The organism is Parazoarcus communis SWub3 = DSM 12120, assembly GCF_003226565.1.
GTDB lineage: Bacteria > Pseudomonadota > Gammaproteobacteria > Burkholderiales > Rhodocyclaceae > Parazoarcus > Parazoarcus communis.
The window spans coordinates 75,245-90,979 of sequence record NZ_QKOE01000015.1 but is presented as its reverse complement, the minus strand read 5'-3'; the positions used below and the strand labels follow the sequence as shown (position 1 = coordinate 90,979).

The window sequence follows — 15,735 nt, the reverse complement described above, 5'->3', positions numbered from 1 at the left end:
CGGCTAAAATCCAGTTCAGGCCTGTTTCAACAAAAAGGGAACACCCCGCCGTGCTCAAGCAGACGACCCACCAAAGCGCTCGGGATGAGGGCGTGGAGATCGACCCGGCACGGTTGTGCCCGGGCCTGTTCATCCGCCTGAACCTGAGCTGGGTTCAGCACAACTTCCTGTTCAACCAGTTCCGCATCTCCACCGACGTACAGGTTCGTCAGTTGCAGGCGCTGGGGCTGAAGACGATCACCTACTACCCTTCACGCAGCACCTGCAGCCCCTTGAACGGGACGGCATGCGCCACCCGGACAGGAACCACGGCAACCGCGACACCCACAGACCTGCCTGACCGCTCATCACCGGCCACCGCTCCAGTGCAGACGGCAGAGTCGGACAAACCCTTCGACGAAACAACGGGCACCGGCAACGACACGTTCCCACCCTCGTCACCAGTTGGCGGAGCAACGCCAAAACAGGAACAGGCACGCAAACTGGCCGCACAGCGGGCAGCCATTGCGCGCTGCGAACGTCGATACGTCGCCGCAGCAGCTGAAGTCAAGAACGTGATGCACGACATCTTTCCAGCCGGCCCACGTGCAGTCGAGTCAGCACGCAAACTGGTCGACGGCATCGCAGAGGGCCTGACCGGCTCGGGCGAAATCGTGCTGCACCTGATGAACGAAAAGCTGGCCGACGAATCGGCCTACTTTCACGTGCTCAACGTCATGGTGCTGTCGATGCTGCTCGGGCGTGAGCTGAAACTGCCGCGCGAAGTCCTGCAGTTGCTGGGTGAAAGCGCACTGTTGCACGATATCGGCAAACTGAAGGTGCCTGACACGGTTTTGCGCAACGACCATCGTAACCGCCACGAGGAGGAGTTCTTCCGCCTCCATACCCGCTACGGGCGTGAGCTGGCGCAGGAGATCGGCGGCCTGGCGCCGGCGGTGTGCGACGTCATCGAACTGCACCACGAAACCATGGACGGCAAGGGCTACCCCCGGGGGCTGCGTGATCAACAGGTCCCCCTGCTGGCCCGCATCGTCGGCATTGCCAACCGCTATGACAACCTGTGCAATCCGATGGCGATGGACAAGGCGCTGACCCCGGCCGAGGCGCTGACACGGATGTTCCGCGACGAAGGCAAGGCTTGGGACAAGACCCTGCTGCAGGCCTTCATCCGCCTGATGGGGGTCTATCCACCTGGCTCGCTGGTACAGCTCTCAAATGGCAATGTGGCGCTGGTCGTGGCGGTCAACCATGCCAACCTGCTGCGCCCTGCGGTGATGGTGTTCGATCCGGAGACGCCCAAGGAAGACGCCCTGGTAGTGGATCTGATCGAAGAGCCCGACGTACAGATCGACGTGGTGCTTGCACCGCGCGACCTTGAGACGGCTGCACTGAACTACCTCGCACCACGGCGGCGGATGAGTTATTACCACGACCAGCGCAGCACCTGAGCCGGACTCGCACAGGTGGGCCTGACCTTCACGCATCAGCCATCACCCCAGCCGGGCGTCATCCAGGTGTCGCAGCAGCGGACCGAACACCGTCAGCGCATGGCTGAAGAAGTCCTCGTTCAGCGCCTCGCCACGCCCACGCAAGGCCAGCCGGTAAGCCGGATCCTGAGACTCGGCGAAAGCCGGATTGCGCCCCCCGCGCCAGCGCTGTAGCGCTGCGCCAACCTTTTCGCCATTGACCACATAGGCCCACGCCGACTTCGGAAAAAAGTGCAGCGGCGCACTCAGACCCGCACGATAAAGCCGGATCAACACCGCCAGTGCGGCATGCGCCTCTTCGACGCCCAGCCCCTCCAGGCGGAACTCGCCATCCCGCGACAGCCCCAGCGTATCGCCCTCACAACCCGCAAGCGGGGCTGCGTTCAACACCAGGTGATGCAGCCAGGCCGCCAGATAATCCACCGGCCGGGTATCGTCGTAGCGCTGGAAGGTCCAGCCACGGGGGCGCAGATCGCCAAACGCTGCGCTCAATGACCAGGTTTCGCCGTCAATGTCGAACACCAGCCGGGGCGCATGCGGCGGCAGCACCGCATCCGCCCCCGCCCGGATAACCCGTCCGGCAAAGTCACACAGGCAGGCCACTTCGTCGCGCAAGGCGGTGTCCCCAATCACTCCACCGGGATACTCTCCGCCGGCGCGCGCCAGTTCCATCAGCCCTTCAGGCTCCAGGGTCTGCCCGGTCGCACTCAGCAAGGTCGGCAACAGTCGCGCCGCCAGTGCCTGGCGCCCCGGCCAATCCGGCAGAAAGGGCTCGACATCGTCGAGTGCTTCCTCCACCTCGGGCAAATCCAGGCCCAGACGCTCGCGCAGCAGGAAACGGCATGGGTTGCGGAAAAAGCGGACCAGTTGCATCAGCCCGACCTCACGCCACAAAGGCTCGGGCGCAGCCAACGGCAGTTCGAAGAAGGGGCGCTGCACAGCCTCTGCATGGCCTTCATCGCCCTCCTCGTCCCCGTCCTGCACCCACCCTGCGGCGGCGCCCTGCGGCACCCTGCCCCCTTCACCCCGCAGGCGGTGACGCATGCGCGCAGCGAGCGCCTTGGCATAGTCGTCGTTGAAACTCACCAAGCGTGAATCAGCCCCCTTCACTGGCACGAAGTAATCCACCGAGAAGGCCTGCAATGGATGATGCACGGTCAATCGACGGCGGGCCGCAAGCAAGGCCTCCGGACTACCGGGGTCTTCGGCACAAGCCTGTGCCAGGGTGTCGAGCAGCTCATCCACCAGAACGGAGGGAGGCAGCTCGGCGCCATCGCGGGCACTGCGCCCGACGTAGGACAGATGCAGCACCTCGCGGGCAGACAGGATCACATCAAGGAAGAGGTTGCGATCATCGAGTCGGCGCTGCCGGTCACCGCGTCGCGGGCGCGTCGCCATCAGATCGAACTCGGCCGGACGATCACTGCCAGGGAAGGCCCCCTGGTCCAGTCCAAGCACGCAGACCACCCGATACGGCAGGCTGCGCAGGGAGGTCAAGGCCGAGAAGGTGACCGTACCGCCCGGCACACCACCGCGCGCCGGATCGTCCAGCCTCGCGACCAGCGCGGGATGCAGTACATCCAGCCCAATCACGGCAGCACCCAGGCCGGCCGACATGTCGTCGGTCAGTGCGCCGATTGCCTCGCGCACCTCACGCAATGACTCGGTCCAGGACTCGGCTCCTCCAACCAGATCGTCGAGGGCATCAAGCAATGTCGCCCGCCAGTCGCTCCCGCACTGGGGTCGCCGAACCCGACCTTGTACGCGCTGGAGCATCTGCGCGTAGCGCCAGAAGCGCCCAAGCGCCAGACCGGTACTGCCTTCGGGCGCAGCGGCGCCAATACGCCCGGCAAACGGCGCAACAGCCGCCGCATCGCCGGCAGCCCAGGCAAGAAAGAGCCGATGCAGACCTTCTTCCAGGGTATGCACCGGTACGGCCGCCATGTCGCCAGCCTGCCCGGCGTCCAATCCCCAACGAATGCCGGCTGCACGCATCCAGTCGTGCACCGACTCGAGATCACCTTCACTCAAGCCAAAATGCGCCGCCACGACCTCCTGTTGCAGCAGATCGAACACCCGGGTCGCCGGAAAGCGCCCCACCAGCAGTGACAACAGGCTGTCCAGCGCACGCGCCACGGGGTTTTCCTGCGTGCTGCCCAGACCGGTGATCCGCCACGGAATGCGGCGCGCGGCAGGTACGGTACCGAACACCGCCTCGATCAGCGGCGCAGCGCTTTCCAGATCGGGCAGCAAGACCACGATCTCGTCCGGCCGCGGGGGCTGACTCCCCTTGAGCAAGGCCAGCAGGCGGTCGTGCAGCACTTCCAGCTCGCGGGTTCGCGAATGACACACATGTACCTCGATGCTGCGGTCTCCCGCGGCAAGCGGCACACCACCTGGCCTCAGCTCCTCGAGGTCAAGGATGGCATTGTGCAGGCGCGCCAGCAGGTGGCGTCCCGGATGCGGCTCGAAGTCGGCCTCCTCCACCACGGCGTACTCGCCTTCGAACAACAGGCCGATATGCGCCTGAGTCTGCTGTCCCCACGCCGCCAGCAGGCGATTGCCGGTCTCATGGAACAGCTCCTCCTGACGTGCGGCCAGCCATGACAGGCGACGTGCGTCGACAATCTCGAACCAGAACTCGCGACACGGGTTCAGCGCATACAGCCGCACATCCACCACCCGCGCCAGTTCGCGCAAGATGTCGAGATACAACGGCGGCAGCGCCGGCAGCGCAAACACATGAACCGTACGCGGCAACCCGAGGGAGGCGAGCTCGGCCTCGTCCATGCCCACCACCCGCTGCAGGAACTGCACCGCGGGGTGGGTACGACCCAGTGTCAGGCTGTCGTGGATGCGCCGCCATATTGCCGCCTGCCAGGCCTCGTCCGCACGCGCGGTGTCGTCTGCGGCCTCCAGTCCGGCGGTCTGTCCCGCCGCCCAACGCTCCAGCCACTGCGGACGGTAGGTGAGGTAGTGGTCGAACACCCGCGCGATGCGCTCGGCAAGTTCAAAACACATTCGCCCGTCCGCCCCTGCCAGATAGCGCGCCAGCCGCGGATGCGCCTGCACCCATTCGCTGTCGGCACTCGCGGGATCGATCAGCCCGAATATCCGCCACGCAAGCAGTGCCGGGGCAAACGGCGAGCGCGCCTCGACCTTCACCACCTTGCCAATCTGCGTCCACAACCATTGCGCCAGATAATCGAAGCCGACGTTGGCACAAATCCCCTCGCGATCGGCAATCGCCAGCTCCAGCCGGCGTCGCAGGGCGCTGCTGGGCACCACCACCTCACGCCGTCCGAACGGCCCCGGCCGCTCTTCGGCCAGACGGTCGAGCAGGCTGCGCTCAAGGATTTCGTATCGGTTGGAGAAAACGATGGAGAACATGGACTGACCCGGTAAGCAGCCATCGATGATGGCCGAGGCGGGCGGATCTGTCACCTCTCCGCGCCCTGCCCACGCAGGGGCGTCAACAGATCCTTCAGCCCGTTGTGATCGATCTCCTGCATCAACGCAAGCAGCCGCCCGATTTCGCCGTCGGGGAAGCCCTCACGCGCAAACCAGTTCAGATAGTGCCCCGGCAGATCGGCAATCAGCCGGCCCTTGTACTTGCCAAAGGGCATGCTGCGGGTGACGAGCCGTTCGAGATCGGCAGGCGTCATGGACGGAGCCTCCCGTCCACACCGTGCCCGTCTCCGAATGACGAACCTGCCGGGACAGCACGCCTGACGGACAGACCTTCAAAGGGTCGCTGCAAGCACGGGCCGCACATCGCCGTCACACCGCCGCCAGCGTGCGCACCCCGACGGCGACGAACTCCACCGCCAGCGCAGCCAGGACCAGCCCCATCACCCGGGTCATGATGTTGAGGCCAGTCTGGCCGGCAAGCCGGCTGATCGGACCCGCCATGCGCAGCGTGACCCACACCACGCAGCCGATCACTGCACCGATCAGCACCAGCAAGGCCATCTCCCACCAGTGCTGGGTGCGATCTGCGTAGATGATGACGGTACTGACCGTGCCCGGGCCGGTCAGCAGCGGGATGGTCAGCGGCACCACCGCAATACTCGAACGCGCGCTGGCTTCGTGCGCTTCTTCGGGGGTGCTGCGCGCGCTGTCCGGCTCGGCATTGAACATCTTGAAGGCCAGAAAGAACAACAGCAGCCCACCACCGACCTGCAGCGAGGCAATGGAGATGCCGAAAATACGCAACAGCATCTCGCCGAACAGCGCCGCCACCGCGATCACGATGGCAGTGGCCACCGCGGCGGTATTGATGGTGGAACGCACCTGCGCGGGCCCTTGCGCGGCGGTGAGGCCGAGGAACATCGGGATCGCACCGAAGGGGTTGATCAGAGCCAGTAAGGTGATGAAGACCTTGAGTGTTTCCATGCTGTACGCGCCTGCTTGAAGCCCCGTCGACGTGGGCACCATCGGATGCAGGAGGATAACGTATCGCCAGTCCTGCAGCGGTGCTGAACACAAGGTCCGAATCGGGTGCCACCCACCGCTGACACACGATCAAGGTGAGGAACCCGAGCTTGACGCGCCCTCGCCGTCCACATACCGTGTTCCGACCAAGGCATCCAAGCCGCGCAGGAGGTTGAGAAGTGGCCCGTATCCATCCCGAAGGCTGGCGTCATCTGCCCACCGACGGTGCGCGCGGGCGCGAACTGGCAACGCTGGCCTTGCTGGCCGAGCATCTGCCCGACGACTTCAATGTCTATCACGACCTGCACTGGACCCGCGCCGAAGGGCAGCATGCGGTGTTCGGCGAGATTGCCTTTGTCGTACTCGGGCCCGCTGGGCGCATCCTGCTGATCGAGCAACAATCGGGCTTTCTGGACGAAACCACGGCCGGACTGCTGCGCCCGGGCAAGCGGCGCAACCACGACATCCGCCTGGATCTGGCGCGCACGGCCGACGCATTGCGTGCACGCCTGCGCCCACTGCTGGATGGTACTGAACCACAGCTGGACAGTCTGCTCTACTGCCCCGACTACACCGTGCGCCAACCCGGCACTGCCGGCCTCGATCCGGCGCGCATCGTCGATGCCAGCCGACGCGCGCAACTGGTGCCGATCGTGCGCGAACTTTGCGGACGCGAAGCCGGGTCACCCGCAGCGCCGCCATCCCGACATACCGTATTGCACCGCTTCTTCGCCGACCTGCTCGAGCTGGTGCCCGACGTCCAGGCCCTGGCGGGTCAGGCCGTGGCGCTGACCACCCGTCTGTCCGGCGGGCTGGCGGAGTGGGCGCGGCGCTTTCGCATCGAGCCTCACCGCCTGCGCGTCGTCGCCACGGCTGGCAGCGGCAAGACCCAGCTCGCGCTGGCAGCCTTCAGCGACGCGATCGCCGCCGGACGCCGCCCCCTGTACGTGTGCTACAACCGCCCCCTGGCCGACCACTTTGCCCGCATCGTGCCACCCGGTGGCGAGGTCGCAACCTACCATCAATTGTGCGACCGCCGCCTGCGCGCCGCCGGCCAGCCACCGGACTTCTCCGCACCTGATCGCTTCCGCCGCATGGAGGCAGCGTTTGCCGCACTGCTCGACAGCGGCGTGGACGATCCGGCGTGGCGGTTTGACGAGTTGATCGTCGACGAGGGCCAAGACTTTGTCGAGGACTGGCGTGACAATCTGCTCAAGCTGCTGCAGTCAGGCGGCCGGGCATGGTGGCTCGAGGATCCACTGCAGAACCTCTACGGCCGCGCGTCCGTTGCACTGCCAGGCTGGGCAGGACTGAGTGCGACCACCAACTACCGCACCCCGGCCGACGTCATCGAGCTGCTCAATGCCTGCCTGCCGCTACCCGAGCCGATCACTGCTGGCAGCCCGGTCGCCGACAGCGATCCCGAGGTGTTGAACTGGGCGGACGAGAACGAACTGATGGAGGCAACCAAACGCGCCATCACTCGCGCCATCGGCCTGGGCTTTCGTCGCGACATGATCGCCATCATCAGCTATCGCGGCCGCGAATCCTCGCGTTTCACCCCGCTCACCCACCTCGGCCCACACCGCCTGCGCGCCTTTCGCGGGCGCTACGACCTGTTTGGAGAAGCCGAGTACAGCGAGGGGGACCTGCTGATCGATTCGGTATACCGCTTCAAGGGCCAGTCCGCGCCCTGCGTGATCTTTACCGAGATCGATTTCGACACCCTGGACGAACTGGCCACACGCAAGCTGTTCGTCGGTGCGACCCGCGCAACGATGAAGGTGATCTTTGTCGCTTCCACCCGGACCGCACCGCTGCTGCAACCCCTGACGTGAGGCGCTTTGTGCCTGCACCAGCGAAGGCGGCGCGTTCGCACACACGCAGCACGGCTGTTCTGCCCTAGAATGCAACGTCATGCGCAATGCGCATGGGCGCGATGCATCCCGACCAGGCGACGATCATGGCAGAACAAACCCAATTCGAACTACTGACGCCACTCGGCCCCAATGTGCTGCTGTTTCATGCACTCGAGGCGCGCGAGGCGCTTTCGCGGGTCTGCGAATACGAGATCGACTGTCACAGCGAACGCAGCGACGTGGATCTGGATGCGCTGCTCGGCAAACCGATGAGCCTGCGCATGATGCTGCCCGAGGGGGGCAAACGCTTCTACAGCGGACATGTGATCCGCTTTGCCCACACCGGTACCCGCGGTCGCTTCCAGACCTATCGCGCAAGTGTGCGCCCGTGGACCTGGTTCCTGAGCCGCACCGCCGACTGCCGCATCTTCCAGAATCTCACCGTACCTGACATCGTCAAGCAGGTGTTTGCCGACCACGGTCTGGCAGACTACCGGCTGACCTTGAGCGGGTCGTACCGCAAGCGCGACTACTGCGTCCAGTACCGCGAGACCGATCTCGACTTCGTCAGCCGCCTGCTTGAGGAAGAAGGCATCTACACCTTCTTCGAGCATGCCCAGAACAAATGCACCCTGGTACTGGCCGACGCCTACGCAGCACATACCTCGGTAGCCAGTTACGCCAGCGTGGCCTTTGTCGAAAACCGCCTGGGCCGCGCCGACGAACTCGGGCATATCGACAGCTGGCAGTTCGAACGCACCGTGATGCCCGGCAAGACCCTGCTGGTGGACTACGACTTCACCAAACCCTCGGTCAGACTGGAAAGCTCGGCAACCGTGCCGCGCGAACATGCCGAAGGCAAGCACGAGGTGTTTGACTACCCTGGCGAGTTCGACCAGACGGCCGATGGCCGGCACTATGCCCAGGTCCGCATCGACGAACTCCAGGCCCAGCATGAACTCGCCCATGCCACCACCACCGCACGCGGCCTGACGGTGGGCTATCTGTTCAAGCTGACTGGCCATGTCCGGCGTGACCAGAATCGCGAATACCTGATCACTGCAGCAGAAACCCGCATCCTGGCCGAGGGCCACGAATCCAATGACAGCGGTGGCAGCCTGTTCGAGAGCCGCATCACGGCACTGAACAGCCGGCAGGACTTCCGCCCGCAGCGGCTCACCGTGCGGCCGATCGTCAAGGGGCCACAGACCGCAGTCGTCGTCGGCCCCTCGGGTGACGAGATCCACACCGACAAATATGGCCGGGTCAAGGTGCAGTTCCACTGGGACCGCTACGGCAAAAAGGATGAGCACAGTTCATGCTGGGTCCGGGTATCCCACCCCTGGGCAGGCAAGAACTGGGGCTTCATCGCCATTCCGCGCATCGGCCAGGAGGTCATTGTCGAGTTTCTGGAAGGCGATCCTGATCAACCCATCATCACAGGCCGCGTGTATAACGCCGACCAGATGCCGCCTTATGCCTTGCCGGCCAACATGACCCAGACCGGCATCAAGACGCGCTCGACCAAGGGTGGTGGCACCGACAACTTCAACGAGATCCGCTTCGAGGACAAGAAAGGCGCCGAACAGCTTTTCATCCACGCCGAGAAGAACCAGGACATCGAGGTCGAGAACAACGAAACCCACTGGGTTGGCCACGACCGAACCAAGAGCATCGACCACAACGAGACCGTTACCGTTGGCAACGACCGCACGGAGTCGGTCGGCAACAACGAGACCATCAGCATCGGCAACAACCGCAGCGAATCGGTGGGCAACAACGAGACGATTGCAATCGGCTCGAACCGCAGCGAGGACGTTGGCAAGAACGAGACGGTCAACGTCGGCAGCGATCGCAGCGTGACCATCGGCAACAATGACAGCCAGGACATCGGCACCCACCATACCGTCACCATCGGCAAGAACCAGACCCTGACCATCGGCGAGACCCGCAGCACCAGCGTGGGCAAGGACGACCGCCTGCAGGTCGGCAAGAAGCTGTACATCGAAGCAGGGGACGAGATCACGCTGAAGACCGGCAGTGCCAGCATCACCCTGAAAAAGGACGGCACCATCCAGATCAAGGGCAAGGACATCACGATCAGCGGCAGTGGCAAGATTTCCGCCAAGGCCTCCGGTGATGTGGTGATCAAGGGCTCGAAGATCGCGCAGAACTGATCGCACCCATGCTGCAGGTCATCAATCCTACGCCCCTGCCAGCCACGCTGGCTGTGTTCGCCAACCCGGCGGGGGTGGAGTCCGCCTATATCGCGGTCAAGGCCACCTTCGACCTGACGACGGGCAAACCGCAACTGAGTGCTCGCCAGGCCGGTTTTCTGGCCACCGACGTCTATTGGGGCGACCCAACACAGAGCAGCCTGCGAGCAGCCGCGGACCTGACGCTGACCAAGCCGACCACGGACATTCTGCTGTTGGGCCGTGCCGTTGCCCCGCATCCGGTCGACACGATGACGGTTAGCCTGCGGGTCGGCCCGGTCATGCGCCGTTTGCAGCTATTTGGTGAGCGTACCTGGCAACGCCAGCGCGACGGCTGGGTCATCAGCCCACCGCAGCCGTTCGAACGCATGCCGCTACGCTGGGAACTGGCCTACGGCGGCGCAACACCACCGAAACCGGATCTGCCGCCCGAAGTCGACGCGCGCAATCCGGTAGGGCGCGGTCTGATCGGTCAGCAGGAACGGGACTTCGATGGCCGACCCCTGCCCTGTATCGAAGATCCCGATCAGCTCATCCAGCACCCGGGCGATCGTCCAGGCCCTGCCGGTCTGGCCCCCATCCCCCCCGCCTGGCAGCCGCGCCTTGGCCGGGCGGGCACTTATGACGCAGATTGGCAACGCACACGTGCGCCCTATCTGCCGCTTGATTTCAACCCGCTCTTTTTCAACACCGCGCCGCCCGGACTCATCGCACCCACCTACCTGGAAGGCGGCGAAGCGGTCGAGATCGAAGGCTGCAGCGCGGGGGGGCCATTGCGGTTTGCACTCCCCCGCCTCAACATCGACCTGCTGTGGGATTTCGACGGTCGGCGCCTCCCCGCACGCCCGGCGCTGGACACCGTGCTCATCGAGCCCGACCAGGGCAGGCTGCAGATGGTATGGCGCGCCGAACTGGCCGTGGACAAGAAGCTCACCCGGCTGCGCCAGGTGGAGCTCCACTGCAGCGACATCCTGGTCGAGGAGCCGGCCTGATCATGGCAATCGACATCCTGGCAGCGGGCTGCATCTCGCCCATCGGCTTCACCCTTGCCGAGACCGCGGCCGCTGCACGCGCGCGTATGGCCCGCCTGCGTGAAATCGCCTGGCTGGACCGGCGCTTCGAGCCTTACATCGTCGGGCGTGTGGATGACGAGGGACTGCCTCCGCTGTCCACTCAGCTCGAGCTGCTGAACCTGCAGTCACGCGAAGCACGCATGCTGCGCCTTGCCCACGCTGCGCTGGCAGAAACCCTGGAGGCCTTGCCGGACAGTTCGGGGCCAATTCCGCTGTTGCTCGGACTGCCGGAACATCACACCACCTTGCCGATCGCCCCCTCCAGCTTTCTGACCCGTCTGGTGATACAGACAGGCGCCCCGCTGGATGCAGGGCGCAGTGTCGCGGTGGCGCGCGGCCGTGCAGCCGGGCTGATGGCGCTGCGTCAGGCGCTGCTGCGGGTGACGAGTGGAGAGTCGGATTACATTCTGGTCGGCGGGGTAGACAGTCTGGTGGACCTTTATGTGCTGGGCACCCTGGATCGCGCGCAACGCATACGTAACGCGGGCAACAATGACGCGTTCTCGCCAGCGGAGGGCGCCGCCTTCCTGCTGCTCGGCCGCTCCGGTCCCGGCGCCACGCCGCTGGCCCGCCTGACCGGTTGCGGCACCGGCATGGAGCCGGGGCACCTCTATGCGGACGCCCCTTACCTGGGCGACGGTCTGGCCGCTGCCATCGGTAGCCTGCTTGAAGCCACGCCACCGGCCACACCCATCGCCTGCACCTACGCCTCATTCAACGGCGAGCGCTACTGGGCGCGGGAATTCGGCGTTGCACGCCTGCGCAACAGCCACCATTTCGCCGAGCCGATGGCGATGGAGCACCCTGCCGAATGCTGTGGCGACCTGGGTGCAGCCCACGGGCCACTGCTGGCCGCACTGGCCGCCCACGCACTGGCCGGACGCTACCGACCCGGCCCTTGCCTGGTCTATGCTTCATCCGACCGCGGCGACCGCGCCGCAGCCCTGCTCACCCCGGCCTGAAGAATGCGGAGTCGCTCATGCCATGTACCGTCCATAACATCCAGGGTTTCGCGCACAAGACCAGCGGCGGACTCAGCATGGTCTTTCCGGACGTCTGCAACACCCCTGCCCCACCCGGTCCGCCCGTCCCCATTCCCTACCCCAATATCGGCAAGTCATCCGATACCGTCAGCGGCACGACCACGGTCAAGGCCGACGGCAGCATGGTGATGGTGAAGGGCGCAAAGTACATGATGAGCGCCGGCGACGAACCGGGAACCGTCGGTGGGGTCATGTCGGGCACATTCAAGCAGGAGTGCGAGTTCCTCATGTATTCGTTCAATGTCATGCTCGATGGCAAGAACGTGTGTCGCATGGGTGACCCCCTGTGGCACAACAAGAAAAACATCTGCGGGTAAGCCCATGACACAGCTCGGCGAAATGGTGGCGATCGGCATCATCCAGGACCCGGACGAACCGCCTTGCCCATTTACCCACGAATCCCCACCCGAGAGAGATCCGGGCAAGAACGAGCTGATCGGCTCGGGTTCGATTCTGGCGAAGTCGATGAAGGGAAGCACCAGCACCGACCTGCTGGGCAGCGCCAAGCCCGATGCGGTGGAAAACCCACGCTATATTGCCAAGCACCCCTTGTATTCACCTGGGTCCCTGCGCAGTGCGAACGCCGCCACCCAGGAAAACTGGCCGGTCAGCATCAGGCTCAGCGATGACGACATCCGCAAGCTGCCCGTACGCTGCGCCGCACACCATCTGATCCCCGCGCAAGAGTCCTTGAAGGACAGCCGGCTCGTGCCCTTCATGGTGCACAAGGACACGCCGGAGGACGTCAAGGGCGGATCGGTAAAAGGCGTGCTGTGGCGTGATGTGGGCTACAACGTCAATGGCAGCGAGAATGGCGTGTTCCTGCCAGGCTCCTACGCCGTTGGCGGTGGACGTGGGGGGTTGCGGGTATGGAGCACGGCCGACGAGCCCGACCATGAACAGGAAGACCTGCCGGAAAACGCCGACAACTGCGAAGCCGCATTCCTGACCGGTAACCCGGACGCCATCGACGAGCACACCCCAAAGTGGCAGTACGTCAAACAGGCCATGCGGCTGACACCAGGGCAATTTCATGACCGGCATGCCGATTACAGCCGTGAGGTCCAGCTCAAGCTCGACGGCATCGCCAAGACGCTGGCCAAGCAATACAAGGACCGCGAGCGTAGTGCCGAGTGCCCCTGCGAGGAATGCAGGAAAAGCCGTGACAAGTGGAAAGATGCCGGCTACCCGCCCCCTGCTGCGCTGGTCGCGCGCCTCAACACCGTCTCCAGCCGCTTTGCGCTATACCTCAACGGCTCGGCCTGGGCCATGAACCTATACACCTCCAAATGGTGCAAGGCCTACATGCAGGGACGCCAGGCCGGCAAAGCCTGGGCCAAGACTTGAGACGGAGACGTAACAGACGATGTACTACATTCTCAAATGCTTCGACCCTGCGGAGGGCTTCATCGCGCGCATCGAATACCGTGACGACGATCCCTTCCGTTTCTGGAACGGCGGCGAGCGCTTCGACGACGAGCCCGAAACGCCCTTGCGGGCGACCGTCGTCAGCGATGCCCAGAGCGTACTCGCCGAGTTGTGGGAAACCCCCTTGCCCATGATGACTGCGCGCCTGCATCAGGCACTCTGCCAGCTTGGCGTCAGCAACCTCGACGTCTATCCGGTCGAGCTGACCGACTCGCGTAGCGGCAAGATCATCGACGACTACCTCGCCTTCAACCTGATCGGCGTCATCGCGGCAGCCGACCTGCAGCAGACGCGGTTTGCGCCCGGCAGCCCGGAGCGGATGATTTCCGCCGACATCGATCACCTGGTGGTCGCACCCGACCGTATCGCGGGGGCGCACATGTTCCGCCTCGGCGAATCGGTCAGCGCGATCATGGTCGATCAGCAGGTCAGGGACGGCCTGATCGCTGCCGGATTCGACACCCTGAGCTTTCTGCCGCCCGATCAGTGGGTGGGCTGAACGCCAACACGCCAAGGACATCCACCATGCCACGCCAGAAGGTTCTTGCCTTTGCACGCCCCACCGCGAGCCCGATGTCTGGCACGCAACGCGCCCGGCTGACTGCCATCGCCGACGACGGTACGCTGACCGTCGCCACGACCGAAGGACACAGTTTCAACTGCGACTGGCTCGAGAACGGCCAGGGCATGACCCTGCAGTGTGGAGACGAGGTGCTGACGCTGACGCCGGACGCGGGAGGCCGTGGCATCGTGCTCGGCCGCGTGGGTCCTTATCGCCCCCCTGCGCCTCAAGCCCGGCTGACCCTGGAGGCCACCGAGGTCCTGACGCTGAAGTGCGGCGACGCAACCCTGGATCTGCGTGCAGACGGCCGGGCGATGTTGCGCGGCGAGGATGTCCTGCTCCGCGCCCGGGGCACACAGCGCATCCGCGCCGGAACAGTCGCAATCAACTGATCATGGTCATGATTGCTCCCCTGCGCCGGCAACGCAACTTCATGCCGGCGCTCGTCATCAGCCACGCCGAGGAGCTCGCCTACCTGTGGGGGCGCCGACGTCATGGCCTCTACTCGGACACGCTCACGATACCGGACCTGCAGCAGCTGCAGGAACGCATCGAGGCGCATCTGCAAGGCGTGGCCGTCGCCGCTGAAGCCACCCACGAACTGTTGGGCGAGGGTTTGCAATCCGACGACCGGGATGAGGTGTTCGCCGCAGCCTGCGCACTGTTGCGCAGCGGGAGCACACGCGCGGTGGCCGAGGTGGTCGAGGCCTTCCACTGCGCATCCGCCGCACGCCTGCCCGGACTACGCGATGCGCTGGCCATCACCCCACAGCCCGGCACGATCAACGCACTGGCTGCTGCGCTACGCAATCTCCGCAGCCCGGCCCAGGCGGTTGCCGCAGCGGCAATCCTGGCCACGCAGCGCAAGCTCGACTGCGACGATGCGACCCTGTTCGGACTGCTAGCGCTGGACGACCCCGATCTTGCCCGACAGGCCTGGCAAGTGCTGCCCCACCTTCCCGCTGAGCGTGTGCAAGCACTGAAGCTGCCCTACGCCGCGCGCCTGCAGACGGACTCGCCGGCGCTGCGGGACAGTGTGCTGAGCGCCGCATGCTGGTGCAACGAACCCTGGGTCGAGCCCTTCGTGCACAAACTCGCCGAGCATGGAGACACTTTCGGACTGAGCTGGCATGCCGCCCTGACCCGTCAGCCACCTGGCCCGATCTGGCAACAAGGCCTGAACAAGCTTCCCGGACCTCAACGCTGCAGTCTGCTGGCACGCGCGGGGCACCCCGACGCACTTGCGCAACTGGTCGAAACCCTGTCCGATGCCGACCCGGCAACCGCGGCGGCGGCGGCTGGTGCCTTCCAGCGCGTGACCGGTCTGGACGTCAATGGCACACGCCGGACACTTGCCCCCAGGGACGACGCAGACGAGTTCGAACGCGAATTTGCCGATGAGGTATGGCTACCCGATCTGAACCGCGCACGGCAGCTCTGGTCCCGCTTCGAGCCCCATTGGCGAGGCGGCAGCCGCTGGTGCCGCGGGCACGAGATCTCGTCCTCGCTATCATCCGCCGCACAAACAGTCATCGATCTGGCAGCACGCTGGGATTTCGGCATGCGGGCCGCGCTGGCTGGCGCCCGTCTCATCCCTCCACCGCCGGTCATCTGATTTCCTGGAGACAATACG

13 protein-coding genes are annotated in these 15,735 nt (G+C 64.9%); 10 read left to right on the top strand and 3 right to left on the bottom strand.

The window, feature by feature from the left end:
- Positions 1–50 precede the first annotated feature (50 nt).
- Positions 51–1,448, top strand: a complete 1,398-nt coding sequence (locus DNK49_RS17450; protein ID WP_165843367.1) for a cyclic di-GMP phosphodiesterase — start codon at positions 51–53, stop codon at positions 1,446–1,448.
- Between the two features lie 42 nt (positions 1,449–1,490).
- Here DNK49_RS17450 and recC read toward each other — a convergent pair whose 3' ends face one another.
- The 3 genes from recC to DNK49_RS17435 form a co-directional block, all read right to left on the bottom strand.
- On the bottom strand, positions 1,491–4,877 hold the full coding sequence (recC, locus tag DNK49_RS17445; protein WP_110527488.1) for an exodeoxyribonuclease V subunit gamma: 3,387 nt from the start codon (positions 4,875–4,877) through the stop codon (positions 1,491–1,493).
- Between the two features lie 50 nt (positions 4,878–4,927).
- On the bottom strand, positions 4,928–5,152 hold the full coding sequence (locus DNK49_RS17440; protein ID WP_110527429.1) for a DUF3820 family protein: 225 nt from the start codon (positions 5,150–5,152) through the stop codon (positions 4,928–4,930).
- A gap of 115 nt (positions 5,153–5,267) precedes the next feature.
- Positions 5,268–5,882, bottom strand: coding sequence for a MarC family protein (locus DNK49_RS17435; RefSeq protein WP_110527426.1), 615 nt, complete (start codon positions 5,880–5,882; stop codon positions 5,268–5,270).
- Positions 5,883–6,100: 218 nt separating this feature from the next.
- On the opposite strand from DNK49_RS17435, the gene DNK49_RS17430 reads away from it, so the two are divergent.
- From DNK49_RS17430 to DNK49_RS17390, 9 genes are all read left to right on the top strand, one after another.
- Positions 6,101–7,759, top strand: a complete 1,659-nt coding sequence (locus DNK49_RS17430) for an ATP-binding domain-containing protein (protein ID WP_110527423.1) — start codon at positions 6,101–6,103, stop codon at positions 7,757–7,759.
- A 125-nt stretch (positions 7,760–7,884) separates the two neighbouring features.
- Positions 7,885–9,957 (top strand): type VI secretion system Vgr family protein, encoded by a 2,073-nt coding sequence (locus DNK49_RS17425; RefSeq protein ID WP_110527485.1) that lies wholly within the window; start codon positions 7,885–7,887, stop codon positions 9,955–9,957.
- A gap of 8 nt (positions 9,958–9,965) precedes the next feature.
- Positions 9,966–10,988 carry a DUF2169 family type VI secretion system accessory protein gene (locus DNK49_RS17420; protein ID WP_110527420.1) on the top strand — a complete coding sequence of 341 codons (1,023 nt, stop codon included), beginning with the start codon at positions 9,966–9,968 and terminating at the stop codon, positions 10,986–10,988.
- Between the two features lie 2 nt (positions 10,989–10,990).
- A complete protein-coding gene (locus DNK49_RS17415) occupies positions 10,991–12,031 on the top strand; it encodes a beta-ketoacyl synthase N-terminal-like domain-containing protein (RefSeq protein ID WP_165843366.1) in 1,041 nt (346 codons plus the stop codon).
- Positions 12,032–12,048: 17 nt separating this feature from the next.
- Positions 12,049–12,429, top strand: a complete 381-nt coding sequence (locus DNK49_RS17410; protein ID WP_110527414.1) for a DUF4150 domain-containing protein — start codon at positions 12,049–12,051, stop codon at positions 12,427–12,429.
- A 4-nt stretch (positions 12,430–12,433) separates the two neighbouring features.
- A complete protein-coding gene (locus DNK49_RS17405; RefSeq protein WP_165843365.1) occupies positions 12,434–13,459 on the top strand; it encodes an AHH domain-containing protein in 1,026 nt (341 codons plus the stop codon).
- A gap of 19 nt (positions 13,460–13,478) precedes the next feature.
- Positions 13,479–14,039 carry an imm11 family protein gene (locus DNK49_RS17400; protein ID WP_110527408.1) on the top strand — a complete coding sequence of 187 codons (561 nt, stop codon included), beginning with the start codon at positions 13,479–13,481 and terminating at the stop codon, positions 14,037–14,039.
- Between the two features lie 26 nt (positions 14,040–14,065).
- A complete protein-coding gene (locus tag DNK49_RS17395) occupies positions 14,066–14,494 on the top strand; it encodes a hypothetical protein (RefSeq protein ID WP_110527405.1) in 429 nt (142 codons plus the stop codon).
- A gap of 8 nt (positions 14,495–14,502) precedes the next feature.
- A complete protein-coding gene (locus tag DNK49_RS17390; RefSeq protein WP_133255120.1) occupies positions 14,503–15,717 on the top strand; it encodes a hypothetical protein in 1,215 nt (404 codons plus the stop codon).
- The last annotated feature ends 18 nt before the right edge of the window (positions 15,718–15,735 follow it).

Excerpts from the sequence above, each read along its gene's own strand:
- recC (WP_110527488.1), bottom strand. The coding sequence starts at position 4,877 with ATGTTCTCCATCGTTTTCTCCAACCGATACGAAATCCTTGAGCGCAGC.
- DNK49_RS17440 (WP_110527429.1), bottom strand. The coding sequence starts at position 5,152 with ATGACGCCTGCCGATCTCGAACGGCTCGTCACCCGCAGCATGCCCTTT.
- DNK49_RS17435 (WP_110527426.1), bottom strand. The coding sequence starts at position 5,882 with ATGGAAACACTCAAGGTCTTCATCACCTTACTGGCTCTGATCAACCCC.
- DNK49_RS17425 (WP_110527485.1), top strand. The coding sequence starts at position 7,885 with ATGGCAGAACAAACCCAATTCGAACTACTGACGCCACTCGGCCCCAAT.
- DNK49_RS17420 (WP_110527420.1), top strand. The coding sequence starts at position 9,966 with ATGCTGCAGGTCATCAATCCTACGCCCCTGCCAGCCACGCTGGCTGTG.
- DNK49_RS17415 (WP_165843366.1), top strand. The coding sequence starts at position 10,991 with ATGGCAATCGACATCCTGGCAGCGGGCTGCATCTCGCCCATCGGCTTC.
- DNK49_RS17410 (WP_110527414.1), top strand. The coding sequence starts at position 12,049 with ATGCCATGTACCGTCCATAACATCCAGGGTTTCGCGCACAAGACCAGC.
- DNK49_RS17405 (WP_165843365.1), top strand. The coding sequence starts at position 12,434 with ATGACACAGCTCGGCGAAATGGTGGCGATCGGCATCATCCAGGACCCG.
- DNK49_RS17400 (WP_110527408.1), top strand. The coding sequence starts at position 13,479 with ATGTACTACATTCTCAAATGCTTCGACCCTGCGGAGGGCTTCATCGCG.
- DNK49_RS17395 (WP_110527405.1), top strand. The coding sequence starts at position 14,066 with ATGCCACGCCAGAAGGTTCTTGCCTTTGCACGCCCCACCGCGAGCCCG.
- DNK49_RS17390 (WP_133255120.1), top strand. The coding sequence starts at position 14,503 with ATGATTGCTCCCCTGCGCCGGCAACGCAACTTCATGCCGGCGCTCGTC.